The 12,712-nt window shown below is 58.6% G+C and carries 13 protein-coding genes, 1 tRNA gene and 1 pseudogene; 12 read left to right on the top strand and 3 right to left on the bottom strand.

Annotation, left to right across the window (positions count from 1 at the left end; translation table 11 throughout):
• The first annotated feature begins 72 nt into the window (after positions 1–72).
• On the top strand, positions 73–552 hold the full coding sequence (locus RBR25_RS07160) for a DUF1499 domain-containing protein (RefSeq protein WP_432818862.1): 480 nt from the start codon (positions 73–75) through the stop codon (positions 550–552).
• 38 nt (positions 553–590) lie between these two features.
• Here the strand turns inward: RBR25_RS07160 and RBR25_RS07165 are convergent, their stop codons facing one another.
• Genes RBR25_RS07165 through nadB form a run of 3 tightly spaced genes read right to left on the bottom strand, consistent with a single transcriptional unit; the run spans position 591 to position 2,696 of the window.
• Positions 591–800 (bottom strand): hypothetical protein, encoded by a 210-nt coding sequence (locus tag RBR25_RS07165; RefSeq protein ID WP_432818863.1) that lies wholly within the window; start codon positions 798–800, stop codon positions 591–593.
• A 2-nt stretch (positions 801–802) separates the two neighbouring features.
• Positions 803–1,075 (bottom strand): chorismate mutase, encoded by a 273-nt coding sequence (locus RBR25_RS07170; RefSeq protein ID WP_432818864.1) that lies wholly within the window; start codon positions 1,073–1,075, stop codon positions 803–805.
• Between the two features lie 22 nt (positions 1,076–1,097).
• Positions 1,098–2,696 (bottom strand): L-aspartate oxidase, encoded by a 1,599-nt coding sequence (gene nadB, locus RBR25_RS07175; RefSeq protein ID WP_432818865.1) that lies wholly within the window; start codon positions 2,694–2,696, stop codon positions 1,098–1,100.
• Positions 2,697–2,934: 238 nt separating this feature from the next.
• Between nadB and RBR25_RS07180 the strand changes: the two genes are divergently transcribed.
• The 11 genes and pseudogenes from RBR25_RS07180 (at position 2,935) to RBR25_RS07230 (ending at position 12,646) form a co-directional block, all read left to right on the top strand.
• A complete protein-coding gene (locus tag RBR25_RS07180) occupies positions 2,935–3,561 on the top strand; it encodes a transglycosylase SLT domain-containing protein (RefSeq protein ID WP_432818866.1) in 627 nt (208 codons plus the stop codon).
• Between the two features lie 106 nt (positions 3,562–3,667).
• Positions 3,668–3,742 (top strand) — tRNA-Gly (locus tag RBR25_RS07185).
• 261 nt (positions 3,743–4,003) lie between these two features.
• A pseudogene (locus RBR25_RS07190) lies at positions 4,004–4,556 on the top strand (DUF4372 domain-containing protein); the annotation flags it as partial.
• A 186-nt stretch (positions 4,557–4,742) separates the two neighbouring features.
• On the top strand, positions 4,743–7,376 hold the full coding sequence (locus RBR25_RS07195) for a chemotaxis protein CheB (protein WP_432818867.1): 2,634 nt from the start codon (positions 4,743–4,745) through the stop codon (positions 7,374–7,376).
• 57 nt (positions 7,377–7,433) lie between these two features.
• Complete coding sequence (locus RBR25_RS07200) at positions 7,434–9,152, top strand: sigma 54-interacting transcriptional regulator (RefSeq protein ID WP_432818868.1); 1,719 nt, start codon at positions 7,434–7,436, stop codon at positions 9,150–9,152.
• Positions 9,153–9,550: 398 nt separating this feature from the next.
• A complete protein-coding gene (locus tag RBR25_RS07205) occupies positions 9,551–10,144 on the top strand; it encodes a PEP-CTERM sorting domain-containing protein (protein WP_432818869.1) in 594 nt (197 codons plus the stop codon).
• Positions 10,145–10,180: 36 nt separating this feature from the next.
• Positions 10,181–10,936, top strand: a complete 756-nt coding sequence (locus RBR25_RS07210) for a PRC-barrel domain-containing protein (RefSeq protein ID WP_432818870.1) — start codon at positions 10,181–10,183, stop codon at positions 10,934–10,936.
• A gap of 150 nt (positions 10,937–11,086) precedes the next feature.
• Positions 11,087–11,440 (top strand): hypothetical protein, encoded by a 354-nt coding sequence (locus RBR25_RS07215; protein WP_432818871.1) that lies wholly within the window; start codon positions 11,087–11,089, stop codon positions 11,438–11,440.
• A gap of 14 nt (positions 11,441–11,454) precedes the next feature.
• The gene (locus RBR25_RS07220; RefSeq protein ID WP_432818872.1) at positions 11,455–11,811 is read left to right on the top strand and encodes a phage holin family protein; all 357 of its coding nucleotides are present in this window, start codon (positions 11,455–11,457) and stop codon (positions 11,809–11,811) included.
• A 34-nt stretch (positions 11,812–11,845) separates the two neighbouring features.
• A complete protein-coding gene (locus RBR25_RS07225) occupies positions 11,846–12,292 on the top strand; it encodes a hypothetical protein (RefSeq protein WP_432818873.1) in 447 nt (148 codons plus the stop codon).
• Positions 12,293–12,331: 39 nt separating this feature from the next.
• The gene (locus tag RBR25_RS07230) at positions 12,332–12,646 is read left to right on the top strand and encodes a hypothetical protein (RefSeq protein WP_432818874.1); all 315 of its coding nucleotides are present in this window, start codon (positions 12,332–12,334) and stop codon (positions 12,644–12,646) included.
• Positions 12,647–12,712 lie beyond the last annotated feature (66 nt).

Below are 12,712 nucleotides of genomic sequence, written 5' to 3' on the forward strand. Positions count from 1 at the left end.
GCTTTATGGAAACCCTTGGATAAATAAAGGAATTCTTTCGTTCTTCACGAACGGGAAAGGGGTGGGAAGGATATGGGCAAAAGAGCTCTGGACGGGTTGAAACGATTGCTGACCCTGGGTGGATTTCTGGGTCTTACCGCCTGCGCTTCCGGTTCCGCCGATGGACCGGGTCTCAGGGAGGGCCGCTTGCGTCCCTGCTCGCCAAAGCCCAATTGTGTGTGCAGCGAAATGACGGACCCAGCCCACCTGGTTCAGCCGGTTGCGGTAACGACGGAAAACTGGCCCCGGATTCAGAAAGTAGCTCGGCGGGCGGTGGAGAACCTGGGGGGACGGGTGGAGCGGGTGGCGGACAATTATCTCTGGGCCACCTTCCGTTCGCGGATCTTTCACTTTGTCGATGATCTTGAATTGCGCTTTGACGAGGCGGAAAAGGCGGTGCATCTGCGTTCCGCCGCCCGCCTCGGTTACAGTGATTTCGGCGTCAACCGCAAGCGGATCGAGGCGTTGCGGAAACAGCTGGAAGAGGAACTGCGCGGACCGGAACATCCCTGAAAAAAAACGGGAGCGTCGCCGCTCCCGCTGGGGAAGAGTCATTCTTCCTCGGAAATCTTGAAGACCTGCTGGACACCGGGCTGAGTTCGCAGTTCATCAATGGGCACGCGGCTGGTATCGCCGATAACGCCGAGGATGACCCGGTTGGCGCCGGTCGACTGATGGAAATCGAAATCCCGCTCGATAAGATACTCCTTGACCTGCTGCAGCTCGTTTTCGGTGACATTTTTTTTCATGACAATAAACATCTTTACAGACCTTTCGTGCGGAGACGTTCCAACCGCCGGGATTCGTCGATGACCCGCTCGAACATACGGACGATGGCGCCGTTATCCAGAGGGCCGGGATTGGCCGCCTGCATGGCCTCGAAAATGCGCTTCTCCCGGGCCGGGTCGTAAACGGGAAGCCCCCGTTCTTTTTTGATTTCACCGATCCGGAGGGCCAGCTCCGCCCGCTCGTTGAAGATCTTCAGCAGCAGGCGATCCAGTTCGTCGATGCGAACGCGAATTTCATCAATGGTCAAGGGTCGGCTCCTGGTGGGGTGATCAGAACTGTTTCTGAATCAGGGTATCGCGCTTCCAGTGGATATCATCCGTTTCGGGATAATCAATGGTATAGTGCAGCCCGCGGCTCTCCTGCCGCTCCAGGGCGCAGCGGACGATGAGCTCGGCCACCGTGGCGATGTTGCGCAGCTCGATGAGATCCGAGGTGATGAGGAAATCCCAGTAGTAGTCGGCGATTTCCTCCTGAATCATCTGGACGCGACGCAGCGCCCGTGTCAGGCGTTTGTTGGAGCGCACGATGCCGACGTAGTTCCACATGCAGAGGCGGATTTCGTGCCAGTTGTGGGCGACCACCACCTCTTCGTCGCTGTTGGTGGCGGTGCCGTAATCCCAGGGATCGATGGCCGGGTAGGTGTTGGGCAGGCTCGCCAGACGTTCCAGGGAGCGTTGCGCGGCACGCTTGCCGTAGACCACTCCTTCGAGCAGGCTGTTGCTGGCCAGGCGGTTGGCACCGTGGAGGCCGGTGCAGGACGATTCGCCGATAACGAAAAGATTTTCAATGTCCGATTCCCCCCATTCGTCGACCCGCACCCCGCCGCACAGGTAGTGGGCCGCCGGCACCACCGGAATCGGTTCCTTGGTCATGTCGATGCCGAAGGAAAGGCAGGTTTCGTAGATATTCGGGAAATGTCCCTTGATGAACTCCGCCCCCTTGTGGGTGATATCCAGAAAGACGCAGTCATCACCGTAGGTTTTCATTTCATGGTCGATGGCGCGGGCGACGATGTCACGGGGGGCGAGATCCCTGAGTTCGTGGTACTTTTCCATGAAGGCCGTGCCGTCCCGCCGCTTGAGAATCGCCCCTTCGCCCCGTACCGCTTCGGAAATGAGGAAGGATTTGGCGTGGGGGTGGAAGAGGGTGGTCGGGTGGAACTGCATGAATTCCATGTTGGCGATGGTCGCGCCGGCGCGGTAGGCCATGGCCACGCCGTCGCCGGTGGAGACGTCGGGATTGCAGGTGTAAAGATAGACCTTGCCGGCACCGCCGGTGGCAAGAATGGTGATTTTCGCGCCGAATGTCAGGATTTCCTTGCTGGCGATATTAAGTACGTAGGCGCCTAGGCATTTGTCCGGGCGGATGCGGCGATGGGCGACCTTGGCCGCGGTGATCAGGTCGACGGCGATGTGGTTTTCGTAGATGCTGATGTTGGGATGCTTGCGCACCGCTTCGACCAGTGCCCGTTCGACTTCTCGGCCGGTGATGTCCTGGGCGTGGAGGATACGACGGTGGCTGTGTCCTCCTTCGCGGTGCAGGTCGTAGCTGTCGTCGGCCTTGCGGGTAAACTGCACGCCCCAGTCGATCAGGTCGTGGATGGCCTGGGGCCCATTTTCGACGACCATGCGCACGATCTCTTCCTTGGGCAGGAAGGCGCCGGCGACCAAGGTGTCGCGCACATGATTTTCGAAGGAATCTTCCTGCGAAAAGACCGACGCGATCCCTCCTTGGGCCAGGCTGGTGGCGGTTTCGGAGATTTCTCGCTTGGTGACGATGGCGACCTTGCCCTGGGTGGCGACTTTAAGAGCGTAGGAAAGACCGGCGATGCCGCTGCCGATGACCAGAAAATCGGAAATAATTTTCATGATAGGCCTCGTTGGGCGAAGAATGGACCGACAATTGCAAGTCGGCAAGGGAGGGGAGGCTGGTTTATGACCGAACCGCCGTCTGAAAAGGGAGGGCGGTGCCTGACGCCCATTAAAAATGCGTTATTATCGGCTTGCGCCTTGCCCTTGTCAAGTTCTTTGCCGGTGCGCCAAGTAGGTTGAAATACGGAAAAATATTCGATATATTGCGAACTCGCCGCGAAAAATCGAGGAAGCTATGAAACATTTTGCCGTCAGCGCATTTGCCGTTTGGGTTCTGTTCGTCGTCTTCCTGGTGGTTCCGCCCCCGGGGTATGGCGACATTTATCGTTATATCGACGCCAACGGCGTTACCCATTTTACCGATTGCCCGACCCATGGCCGTTATCGGTTGTTCATGAAATCGAAACGCTCCCACCCTCCTAAATCCCCCGGGGCGTCCGTTAATCTCACCAATCTCACCAAACACTATGATGGGTTGGTCAAGCAATACGCCTCGGCCTATAACCTCGATGAGGCGCTGGTTCACGCAGTCATCAAGGTGGAGAGCAACTACAATTCCAACGCCCTTTCCAGTAAAGGTGCCCAAGGACTCATGCAGTTGATACCCGAAACCGCCAGCGACATGAATGTGCTCAATCCCTTTAATCCCGAGGAAAATATCCGCGGCGGGAGTCGCTACCTGCGCCTGATGCTCGATCAGTTCAACGGGAATACCGATCTCGCCCTGGCCGCCTATAATGCCGGCCCGAACGCCGTATTACGTTACCAGGGGATTCCGCCCTACGAGGAAACCCGCAACTATGTCCAAAAGGTCAAAAAATATTTTGAATATTTCCGCCAGAGCCGCAGTGCGTCCCTGTAGCCCCGTGATGTCGCCGGAGATTTTTTTGATAATTACCTGTTGACTTGAAAAAACCCTTTTGCTATTAATACAGCCGCTCGCTGCAGGAACAAGGCGAGCGGCATGAGCGGGAATAACTCAGTGGTAGAGTGCAACCTTGCCAAGGTTGAAGTCGCGAGTTCGAATCTCGTTTCCCGCTCCAAAAAAACAACGAAGGCCCTGTCGTTTGACTGGGCCTTTTTTTATTTATTTTCGCTAGTTTATAACAATCTCTTCCTTTGTTCCTCCCTGTGCTCTCAACTCGTTCCCTCCGCTTTAAAACCGGCCAGCTGTCCACTGTGCCGAAATTGTGCCTTGACAGTGCCTTTGCTGCCCATGCCCCGGTGATTCTCCTACTCGACAAATGACTTCAACCTGGATTTGTTACTCAGGATCTCTTGCTTATGTGATCGGGGTGACCGCCCAGAAGTTTCGTTCGTTTACCCGCTGGACTCAGTTCGTCGCCATGCTGACAGCGCAGCTGTCCGGCCGTTGCAGTCTGCGGGATGAGGTGGACAGCCTCGCCGTTCAAGGTCAAAAGCTCTACCGCCTGGGCATCAAAGCGTTCAGCCGGGCAACTCTGGTGCGTTTCAACGAGAATCAGTCCCATACGCCCTATGGGGAGCTGTTTCAACGCTTGCTGGGGCGCTGCCAATCCCTGGCGCCACGGAACAAGAAATTCAAGCTGAAAGTGAAGATCTATCTGCTGGATGCCGCCCTGCTCGACCTGACCCTATCTCTGTTTCCCTGGGCCAAGTACCAGAAAACCAAGGGCGCGGCGAAGCTTCATGTCGGACTCGACGCCGACGGCAATTTGCCCGCCTTTGTCGATTTGACCGCGGACCGGGAGCGCGGAATCAATCTGGCCAGAACCCTCGCGCTCCCAAGGTCATCTATGTGGTATTTGATCGCGGCTACACCGACTAAGCCTGTATCGGGGGCTGTGCGAGGATGGGGTGTCAATTTTCGATGAGTTATTTTGGTACCAAACCGCCGCCCGTCTCGCCGGACGCCACAGTCGAGTGGCGTCTCTGGATTCATTAATTTAACCACCTCGCGTATGCAACTTCCTAATCGCACACAGCTGATATAGTGTAAGGGTGATGCTTGCGTCGTGAATCGCAGGCCGCGATCGTCCCTTTGAGACATGGGTTATCGAATCTATGAAAAAAACACCGCCACCGGCACCCAGCGTCGACGATCAGGAAGCTGCCGCCGTGCCGCCGGAGCGATCGGAAAGCGCGCTCTTTCCCATCGCCGGTCTTGGCGCCTCCGCCGGCGGGCTGGAGGCGCTGGAGCAGTTTCTGCGGCATGTGCCGGAAGACAGCGGCATGGCCTTTGTCGTCGTCCAGCATCTTGATCCGACCCACAAGGGGATCATGGCCGAACTCCTTCAGCGTGCCACCGGCATGGAAGTTTTCCAGGTGCGGGACCGGATGAAGGTGAAGCCGAACTGCGTCTATGTGATCCCCCCCAACAAAGATATGTCCATTCTCCACGGCGCGCTGCATCTGTTCGAGCCGACGGCGCCCCGCGGCCTGCGGCTGCCCATCGATTTCTTTCTCCGCTCCCTGGCCGAGGACCGGCGGGAGCAGAGCATCGGGGTCATCCTTTCCGGCATGGGTTCGGACGGCACCATGGGGCTGCGGGCGATCAAGGAAAAGGCGGGCGTGGCGCTGGTTCAGGAGCCGTCCTCGGCCCGATTCGACAGTATGCCGCGCAGCGCCATCGACGCCGGCCTGGCCGATCTGGTCGCCCCGGCGGAGGAGTTGCCCGGGAAGATCATCGGCTACCTGCGCCATGCCCGGACCATCGTCAAGTCCGAGCATCCCCTGAAGGAGAAGGACCGGAGCGCCCTGGAGAAGGTCGTCATCCTGTTGCGCGCCAAGACCGGCCACGACTTCTCGATGTACAAGAAGAACACCCTCTATCGCCGTATCGAGCGGCGCATGGGTATCCACCAGCTCGACCGGATCGCCGCCTATGTCCGCTACCTGCAGGAAAATCCGCAGGAGGTGGAACTCCTCTTCAAGGAACTGCTGATCGGTGTGACCAGCTTTTTCCGCGACCCGGCGGCCTGGGAGCAGCTTCGGGAAGAAGCGATACCGGCCCTTTTGGCGGGCCACCCCACCGGCCGGGTACTTCGGGCCTGGTCGACCGGCTGTTCGAGCGGGGAGGAGGCCTATTCGCTGGCCATGGTCTTCAAGGAGGCCTTGGCCCGGGTCCAGCCCAAGGCCGGTTTTACCTTGCAAATCTTCGCCACCGACCTTGACCGGGACGCCATCGACAAAGCCCGCCAGGGCTTTTATCCGGCCAACATCGCCGCCGATGTCTCCGCCGAAAGGCTGGAGCGGTTTTTTATCCATGAGGATAACGGCTACCGGATCGGCAAGGAGATTCGGGAGATGGTGACTTTCGCCACCCAGAACGTCATCATGGACCCGCCCTTCACCAAGCTGGATATCCTCATCTGCCGCAACCTGTTGATCTATCTGACCCCTGAACTGCAGAAGAAGCTGCTGCCGCTTTTTCACTACAGCCTGAATCCCGGCGGAATTCTCTTTCTGGGGAGCGCGGAGACGGTCAGCGCCCATGCCGATCTGTTCGCGGCGCTGGGCCTCAAGTCGCGGCTCTTCCGGCGGCGCGAGTCGGTGCTTGCGGCCGAACCGGTCGCGTTTCCCGCTTCGTTTGTTCCCGTCCCGCCGGAAATGCCCAAGGAGTCGACGATTTTGAAATCCACAGCCAATCTCCAGTCCCTCGCGGATCAGGTGCTGTTGCAGCACTTTGCCCCGCCCGCCATACTGGTCAACCACCAGGGGGACATCCTCTACATCAGCGGGCGAACCGGCAAATACCTGGAGCCGGCGGCCGGCAAGGCCAACTGGAATATTTTCGCCATGGCCCGCGAGGGGCTCCGCTTCGATTTGGGGATCGCCTTCCAGAAGGCGCTTCGGCAGAAAGAGGCGATCACCGTCAAAGGGCTCAAGGTCGGCGAGGGCGGTGTGACGCAGACCGTTGATCTCACCGTCCAGGCGATCGAAGAGCCGGAGGCGCTGCGGGGTATGGCGATGATCGTCTTCAGCGAGGCGCCGACCCCCGACGAAAAGAAAGCGCCCGGCCGCTCCCGAAGCGCGGCTTCGGGCAGTGCCAAAGTGCTCGAACTGGAGCAGGAGCTGCGGCAGGCCCGCGAGGAAATGGAGACGCTGCGTGAGGAGATGCAATCCTCGCAGGAAGAACTCAAATCGACCAACGAGGAGTTGCAGTCGACCAACGAAGAGCTACAGTCTACCAACGAAGAGTTGACCACCTCCCGGGAAGAGATGCAGTCGCTGAACGAAGAACTGCAAACGGTGAACGCCGAGCAGCAGTCCAAAATGGACGAGCTGGCGCGCATCAACAACGATATGCGCAACCTGCTCAACAGCACGGAGATCGTCACCATCTTTTTGGACAACGACCTCCATGTGCGGCGCTTCACCCCCGGCGCCAACAAACTCTTCAAGCTGCTTCCGGGCGATGTGGGGCGGCCGCTTTCCGACATCGCCAGCGACCTGCTCTATCCGGAAATGATCGAAGAGACCCGCGAGGTGCTGCGAACCCTGGTCTTTTCGGAAAAGCAGATCGCCGCCACCAACGGGCGTTGGTTCTCGGTGCGGATCATGCCCTATCGCACCATGGAGGACGTGATCGGCGGGGTGGTGATTACCTTTGCCGACATTACCGCGGCCAAGACCCTGGAGGCGGAATTGCGCGGGGAGAATGCACGACTGAAGAAACTGCTTCAACCCGACGGTTAATCGGGCCGACGACGATCCCGGTTTTTCTCCTCGATCCGGGGCATAAGAGAGGTGAGCATGGGCATCGATATGGACAACAATCGGTTGACGCCGGGAAATGAGGTGCGCCGGCAGGCGGAAGAGCAGGTTCGGACGAAGCTGGATGAACGGCATGCGCCGCGGACCGAGGCGGAAACCCACCGGCTGCTGCATGAGCTGGAGGTTCACCAGCTTGAACTGGAGATGCAGAATGCCGAACTGCGCCGCGCCCGCGAGGAACTTGAGGTTGCGCTCGCCAAGTACGCCGAACTCTATGATTTCGCTCCCATCGGCTACTTCACTTTCGACGCGGGCGGGCTGATCCGCGAGGTCAACCTGACCGGCGCGCAACTGCTGGGGGTCGAGCGCCGGCGTCTGGTCGATCAAGCCTTCAGTACGTTTATCGACGATGCGGATGAAAGGGCGCTTTTTTCCCGGCACCTCGAAAAAGTTTTGCAACGGCAGGGAATTCAGAAATGCGAAATCAGCTTCACCGGAAAAGACGGCACGCTGATTCATGGGCAGTTGCAGAGCGTCGCGGTGGCGACGCCGGATGACCAGGGCGTTTACATTTTAACCTCGATCGTTGACGGCACGGTTCAGGCCCGATTGGAAACGACGTTGCGCCATGCCCACGACGAGATGGAATCCACAGTCCAGGAACGGACGACGGAACTGACCCGATCCAATGTGCTGCTCACCAAGGAGATCGACGAACACAAGCGCACGGAAGCGTCCCTTCAGGGGGCCTTCGCGGAAATCAAGCAGTTGTCGGACCGGCTCCTGGAAGAGAACATCGAGTTGCAGCAGGAGGTTGTGCGGGAATACGACTTCACCGAGATCATCGGGCAAAGCAATGCCATCTCCTATGTCTTTTTCCGGGTTGAGCAGGTGGCGCCGCAGGATGCGACCGTGTTGTTGCTGGGCGAGACCGGCACCGGCAAGGGCCTGGTCGCCCGCGCCATCCACCGCCGCAGCGCGCGCAAGGACCGGCCGATGATTACGGTCAACTGCACGGCGCTGCCGGCGAACCTCATCGAAAGCGAGCTCTTCGGGCGGGAAAAAGGGGCGTTCACCGGCGCCCATGCCCGGCAGATGGGGCGCTTTGAACTGGCCGACGGCGGCACCATCTTCCTCGACGAAATCGGCGAAATGCCGCTGGAGTTGCAGTGCAAGCTGCTGCGGGTCATTCAGGACGGCGAATTCGAACGTCTGGGCAGCCCCCGTACCGTCAAGGTCGATGTCCGGATCATCGCCGCCAGCAACCGCGATCTGGAGGAAGAAATCCGCGCCGGCCGCTTCCGGGAAGACCTCTTCTACCGGCTGAGCGTCTTTCCCATCACCATACCGCCCCTGCGGCAGCGTAAGGACGACATCCCGCTGCTCATCCGTTACTTCGTCGCCAAATACAACAAGAAAATTGGCAGGAAGATCGAAACCGTATCAAACGAAACCATGGGCGCGCTCCAAGAGTACCACTGGCCCGGTAACGTGCGCGAACTGGAAAACGTCATCGAGCGGGCGGTCATCACCAGCCAGGGATCGGTCCTTCAGGTTCTGGACCGGTTTGATGCTTTCCGGAAACCCGAGGAGGAACAGGAGCTCAAACCCCTCGGCGATCTGGAACGCGATCACATTGTCCAGATGCTCCAGAAGACGGGCTGGCGCATTGAGGGGCCAAAAGGTGCGGCGCTCCTGCTCGGACTCAACCCCAGCACGCTGCGCGCCCGAATGCGTAAATACGGCATCCGCCGTTAAACCATCAAAATCCCCCTTCACTCCGGCCCGCCATATCCGACGGTAATGCCAAGTATGACGGCCGCCGCTGACGGTTTTTCCTTTCCTCGTCCCACCCCCATCCGAGTTTGCCCCTTTATAATCAAAGCCTTGCCCTTGTAGCTACTGGTGGCACGTTCGTTGCGATATCTGTTCCTATAGCCATAAGCGTACGGTTAATCGTGTGTTTCGTGAAACCGGCGTTGGATTTTCCTGAAGGCGATTTGTAGAAATGCAGCCGCGACAAAACATTGAATCACCGTATTCGCCGGCAGCAGTTACTACCGATCGAAATGAAGATGTGAAGCGAACGGAAAAAGAGGCCCCCTGTCATCTGCCGAAGTGCCGCGAAAAAAACCACCAACAGGAGTCCCCTGACCATGAATGTCCGCCGGGTCCCAAAAATTTTCGCTCTCTGCCTGATGTTGGTCCTGCTCCCTTGCGGAGCCTTCGCCTCCCTGTACGTCGACCATTTTGCCGCCCCGCAGGGAGGACCGGCGCGGGCCGGCAGCGCTCGCGAAACGATCTTGCGCGACAGCCATTTTCTGTTGATCGACAAAACCCGGGAAAACGATGACCCCGAGGCTGTCGATATCCCAACCTATGAGTTCCTGAGTCTCTTCAGCGACGGTCTGTCGTCGACAGCAACCGGCTCGACACGGGTGACCCAGTACGACAGCCATGGCATCACCACCGGCGATATGCAGCTTCCCGCCATGGATGTCATCGTCGGCAGGATGCATAACGCCGTAGACAGCCGCATCATCTTTACCGGCAAGCCGACAAAAGCGGATAAAGCGCTTGACGGTGACCCGAGCGAAATCCTTCAGCTGGACAATTTGGCCGCCAGTTCCGCCGATGAATATGTCTTCGCTGGCGTACCGGTCCCCGAGCCGGCTACGCTTGTGCTCCTCACGACCGGCATTATCGGCCTCTGGCTACTCAAACGCCGGGCGAAAAAAGCCGTTATTTAGCTTGCCCGCTTCGCTACCACCACACAGGAGACGATTATGCTTTATAAAGCCCAAACCCTCAAGGGGTACACCTTGAACAGCCGCGACGGAGAAATCGGCAAGGTCAAGGAATTCTACTTTGACGACCAGCACTGGACGATTCGCTACTTGGTCGCCGACACGGGAACCTGGCTTATGGGTCGGCAGGTGCTGATTTCACCTTATGCGCTGATGGCCGTGAATACGGAAAAGCAAAACATCGAAATCAATCTGACTAAACGGCAGATCGAGGACAGCCCGGCCCTGGAAAGCGACAAGCCCGTCTCGCGGCAATTTGAAGATGCCTACTACGGATTTTATGGCTGGCCGATGTATTGGGGCGGCCCGGATGTGTGGGGGACCTACCCGTTCATTGTGCATGACCCGGAAAAACTCAAACAAGCCACGGCGGAAGAGAAGACCTGGGATCCCTATTTGCGCAGTTCCCAAGATGTGACCGGCAGTCATCTTCAGGCGACAGACGGCGAACTCGGCCATGTCGCGGATTTTCTTATCGATGACGAGACCTGGGTGATTCGTTATCTCATTATCGATACGCGAAACTGGTGGCCGGGGAAAAAGGCCTTGATCTCACCCAAATGGATTGAGCGCATCAGTTGGCTGGAGTCGAAAGTCTTCGTCAATCTGGCCCGCGAGGCGATCAAACAGGCGCCGGAATACCTGGAGGGGGCGCTGCTGACCCGGGACTATGAGGCCAGTCTTCATGCCCATTACCAGCGCGAGAAATACTGGAAAGATGACCCGACGGACTAAGGGTGGTCCAGGTAAATCACCGCCGAGGTAACTCATATCGCCACCGGCCCGGGCTGTTGACGATGATCGCTAGATCCGGCTCGAACCAGGGACGTTTCGGGTTCGGGGTGTGACGAGCGCCGATTAAAGCAACGCTGTATGAGGTAAATCATGGGAATAAACGACGGGGAAGGCGATAGGACTGAAGAATCCGCGCCGTATGGCCAAGAACGTGGGAAGGCCAGCGGCTTTGACGAGGTCAAATCGACCGTGGCCGACAGGATTCATCAAGTCGCCGAGGCGCTGGGCGAAAAAGCGGCGGAGCAGGATGCGCGATCGGGCGCGGCTCACTACGGAAAAGAGGCCTCCGAGTGGCTGGATCAATCCGCCGAGTACGTCCGGCAATTCGATTATAAGCAGGCGGACGCCAAGGTCCGGGAATACGTCAGGCAGAGCCCGGAGCGCAGCCTCTTGATCGCAGGGGCTGTCGGCCTGATTATCGGCGCTCTTTGGCGACGCCGGTAAGGAGCGGTTTCCCGATGACCAACACAGGTGCCAATCAAGACCCGGCCACGCCACCCGAGTCCCTCCCCGAATTATTGGGTCGGCTGGCCAAAAGCTCGGCGGCGGTGGTGCACAACGAAATCGATCTGGTTCTCCAGCAAATCCGCGAAAAGGGCAGGGCGGCTCTCGGTGGAATCTTGCTCGTCGCGACCGGAGCGGTTTTCGGGGTTGCCGGATTAGTGTCGCTGTGCGCCGCATCGATTATCCAGCTCACGGTTTACATGCCCCCCGCCATCGCGGCGCTGGTCACGGGAGTGGCGGTTAGTTTCGTCGGTGTCGTCATTGCCTTGATCGGTTACGGGCAATTGAAAAAATCGATTCGTAAGGCCTAGAGCCGAGGGGAATACTTAAAAAGGAGAGGAACAAATGGCTGAACGCGAGCGCTGCAGCGAAGATATTCGCCGGGATATCGCCAGGGAAGAGGAGAACCTTTCCCAGACCGTCGAGCAAATCGGCGAGCGCATCAAAGAGAAACTCGATTGGCGTGCCCAGGTGAAGGACTCTCCCTACTGGGCGCTGGGCGCTGCCGCCGGCCTGGGCTATTTGGCCTCGAAGGTCTTCGCCATACGCACCACGCCCATGGAGCGAATCCTGGGTTCCCTTGCCGAGGAAGTTCGCGGCTCACTTGGGGGCCCGCCTTCCGCGGCCGCCGGGCCCGGCCTGATCCGGATGACCCTGCTGGGTATCGCCACCAAGGCCGCCGCCGACTGGATCAGGGACGAATGTCCCCTCGACCGCGTAGCCCGCGGTGACGTCGGTCCGCGACCCGCTTCCTTTCGGGATGCCAATAGCGACCCGGAAACGAATATGTAGAACATCACCCAAACCCCAGATTCTTCAGGAGGAGATACCATGGATACCGATAATTACCGAGACGGCACCGCCACCGAAAAACTCCTGGAACAAGGCGCCGAGGCTTACGAGCAAGCGGAGCGGGCGGTCGGCGACGCCTATGACAAAACGGCCCGGAAGGTCAGTGAAAGCTATGAGAAGGCCAAGAGTTATAGTCATGAAAATCAGGGCAAGACTATTTTTATCGCCTTAGGCATCGGCGTCGGCCTCGGCCTTCTCCTCGGCGCCAGTTCTCATCATCGCTCGCGTACCAGTCGCATTGCGGAACCTGTCGTCAATGCGCTCTCCGACGTGGCGTTGGCGTTCTTCCGTTAAGGCGAAGCAGCAGGGCGATCACAGGGGTTCGCCATGACGACCCGGTTGTTTCTCCGCCGGAGCAGG

This window comes from Trichloromonas sp., from assembly GCF_034006665.1.
Classification (GTDB): domain Bacteria; phylum Desulfobacterota; class Desulfuromonadia; order Desulfuromonadales; family Trichloromonadaceae; genus Trichloromonas.

Coding starts and splice junctions, on each gene's coding strand:
- RBR25_RS07225 (WP_432818873.1), top strand. CDS start 11,846: ATGGCTGAACGCGAGCGCTGCAGCGAAGATATTCGCCGGGATATCGCC.
- RBR25_RS07205 (WP_432818869.1), top strand. CDS start 9,551: ATGAATGTCCGCCGGGTCCCAAAAATTTTCGCTCTCTGCCTGATGTTG.
- RBR25_RS07230 (WP_432818874.1), top strand. CDS start 12,332: ATGGATACCGATAATTACCGAGACGGCACCGCCACCGAAAAACTCCTG.
- RBR25_RS07215 (WP_432818871.1), top strand. CDS start 11,087: ATGGGAATAAACGACGGGGAAGGCGATAGGACTGAAGAATCCGCGCCG.
- nadB (WP_432818865.1), bottom strand. CDS start 2,696: ATGAAAATTATTTCCGATTTTCTGGTCATCGGCAGCGGCATCGCCGGT.
- RBR25_RS07160 (WP_432818862.1), top strand. CDS start 73: ATGGGCAAAAGAGCTCTGGACGGGTTGAAACGATTGCTGACCCTGGGT.
- RBR25_RS07200 (WP_432818868.1), top strand. CDS start 7,434: ATGGGCATCGATATGGACAACAATCGGTTGACGCCGGGAAATGAGGTG.
- RBR25_RS07165 (WP_432818863.1), bottom strand. CDS start 800: ATGTTTATTGTCATGAAAAAAAATGTCACCGAAAACGAGCTGCAGCAG.
- RBR25_RS07210 (WP_432818870.1), top strand. CDS start 10,181: ATGCTTTATAAAGCCCAAACCCTCAAGGGGTACACCTTGAACAGCCGC.
- RBR25_RS07180 (WP_432818866.1), top strand. CDS start 2,935: ATGAAACATTTTGCCGTCAGCGCATTTGCCGTTTGGGTTCTGTTCGTC.
- RBR25_RS07195 (WP_432818867.1), top strand. CDS start 4,743: ATGAAAAAAACACCGCCACCGGCACCCAGCGTCGACGATCAGGAAGCT.
- RBR25_RS07220 (WP_432818872.1), top strand. CDS start 11,455: ATGACCAACACAGGTGCCAATCAAGACCCGGCCACGCCACCCGAGTCC.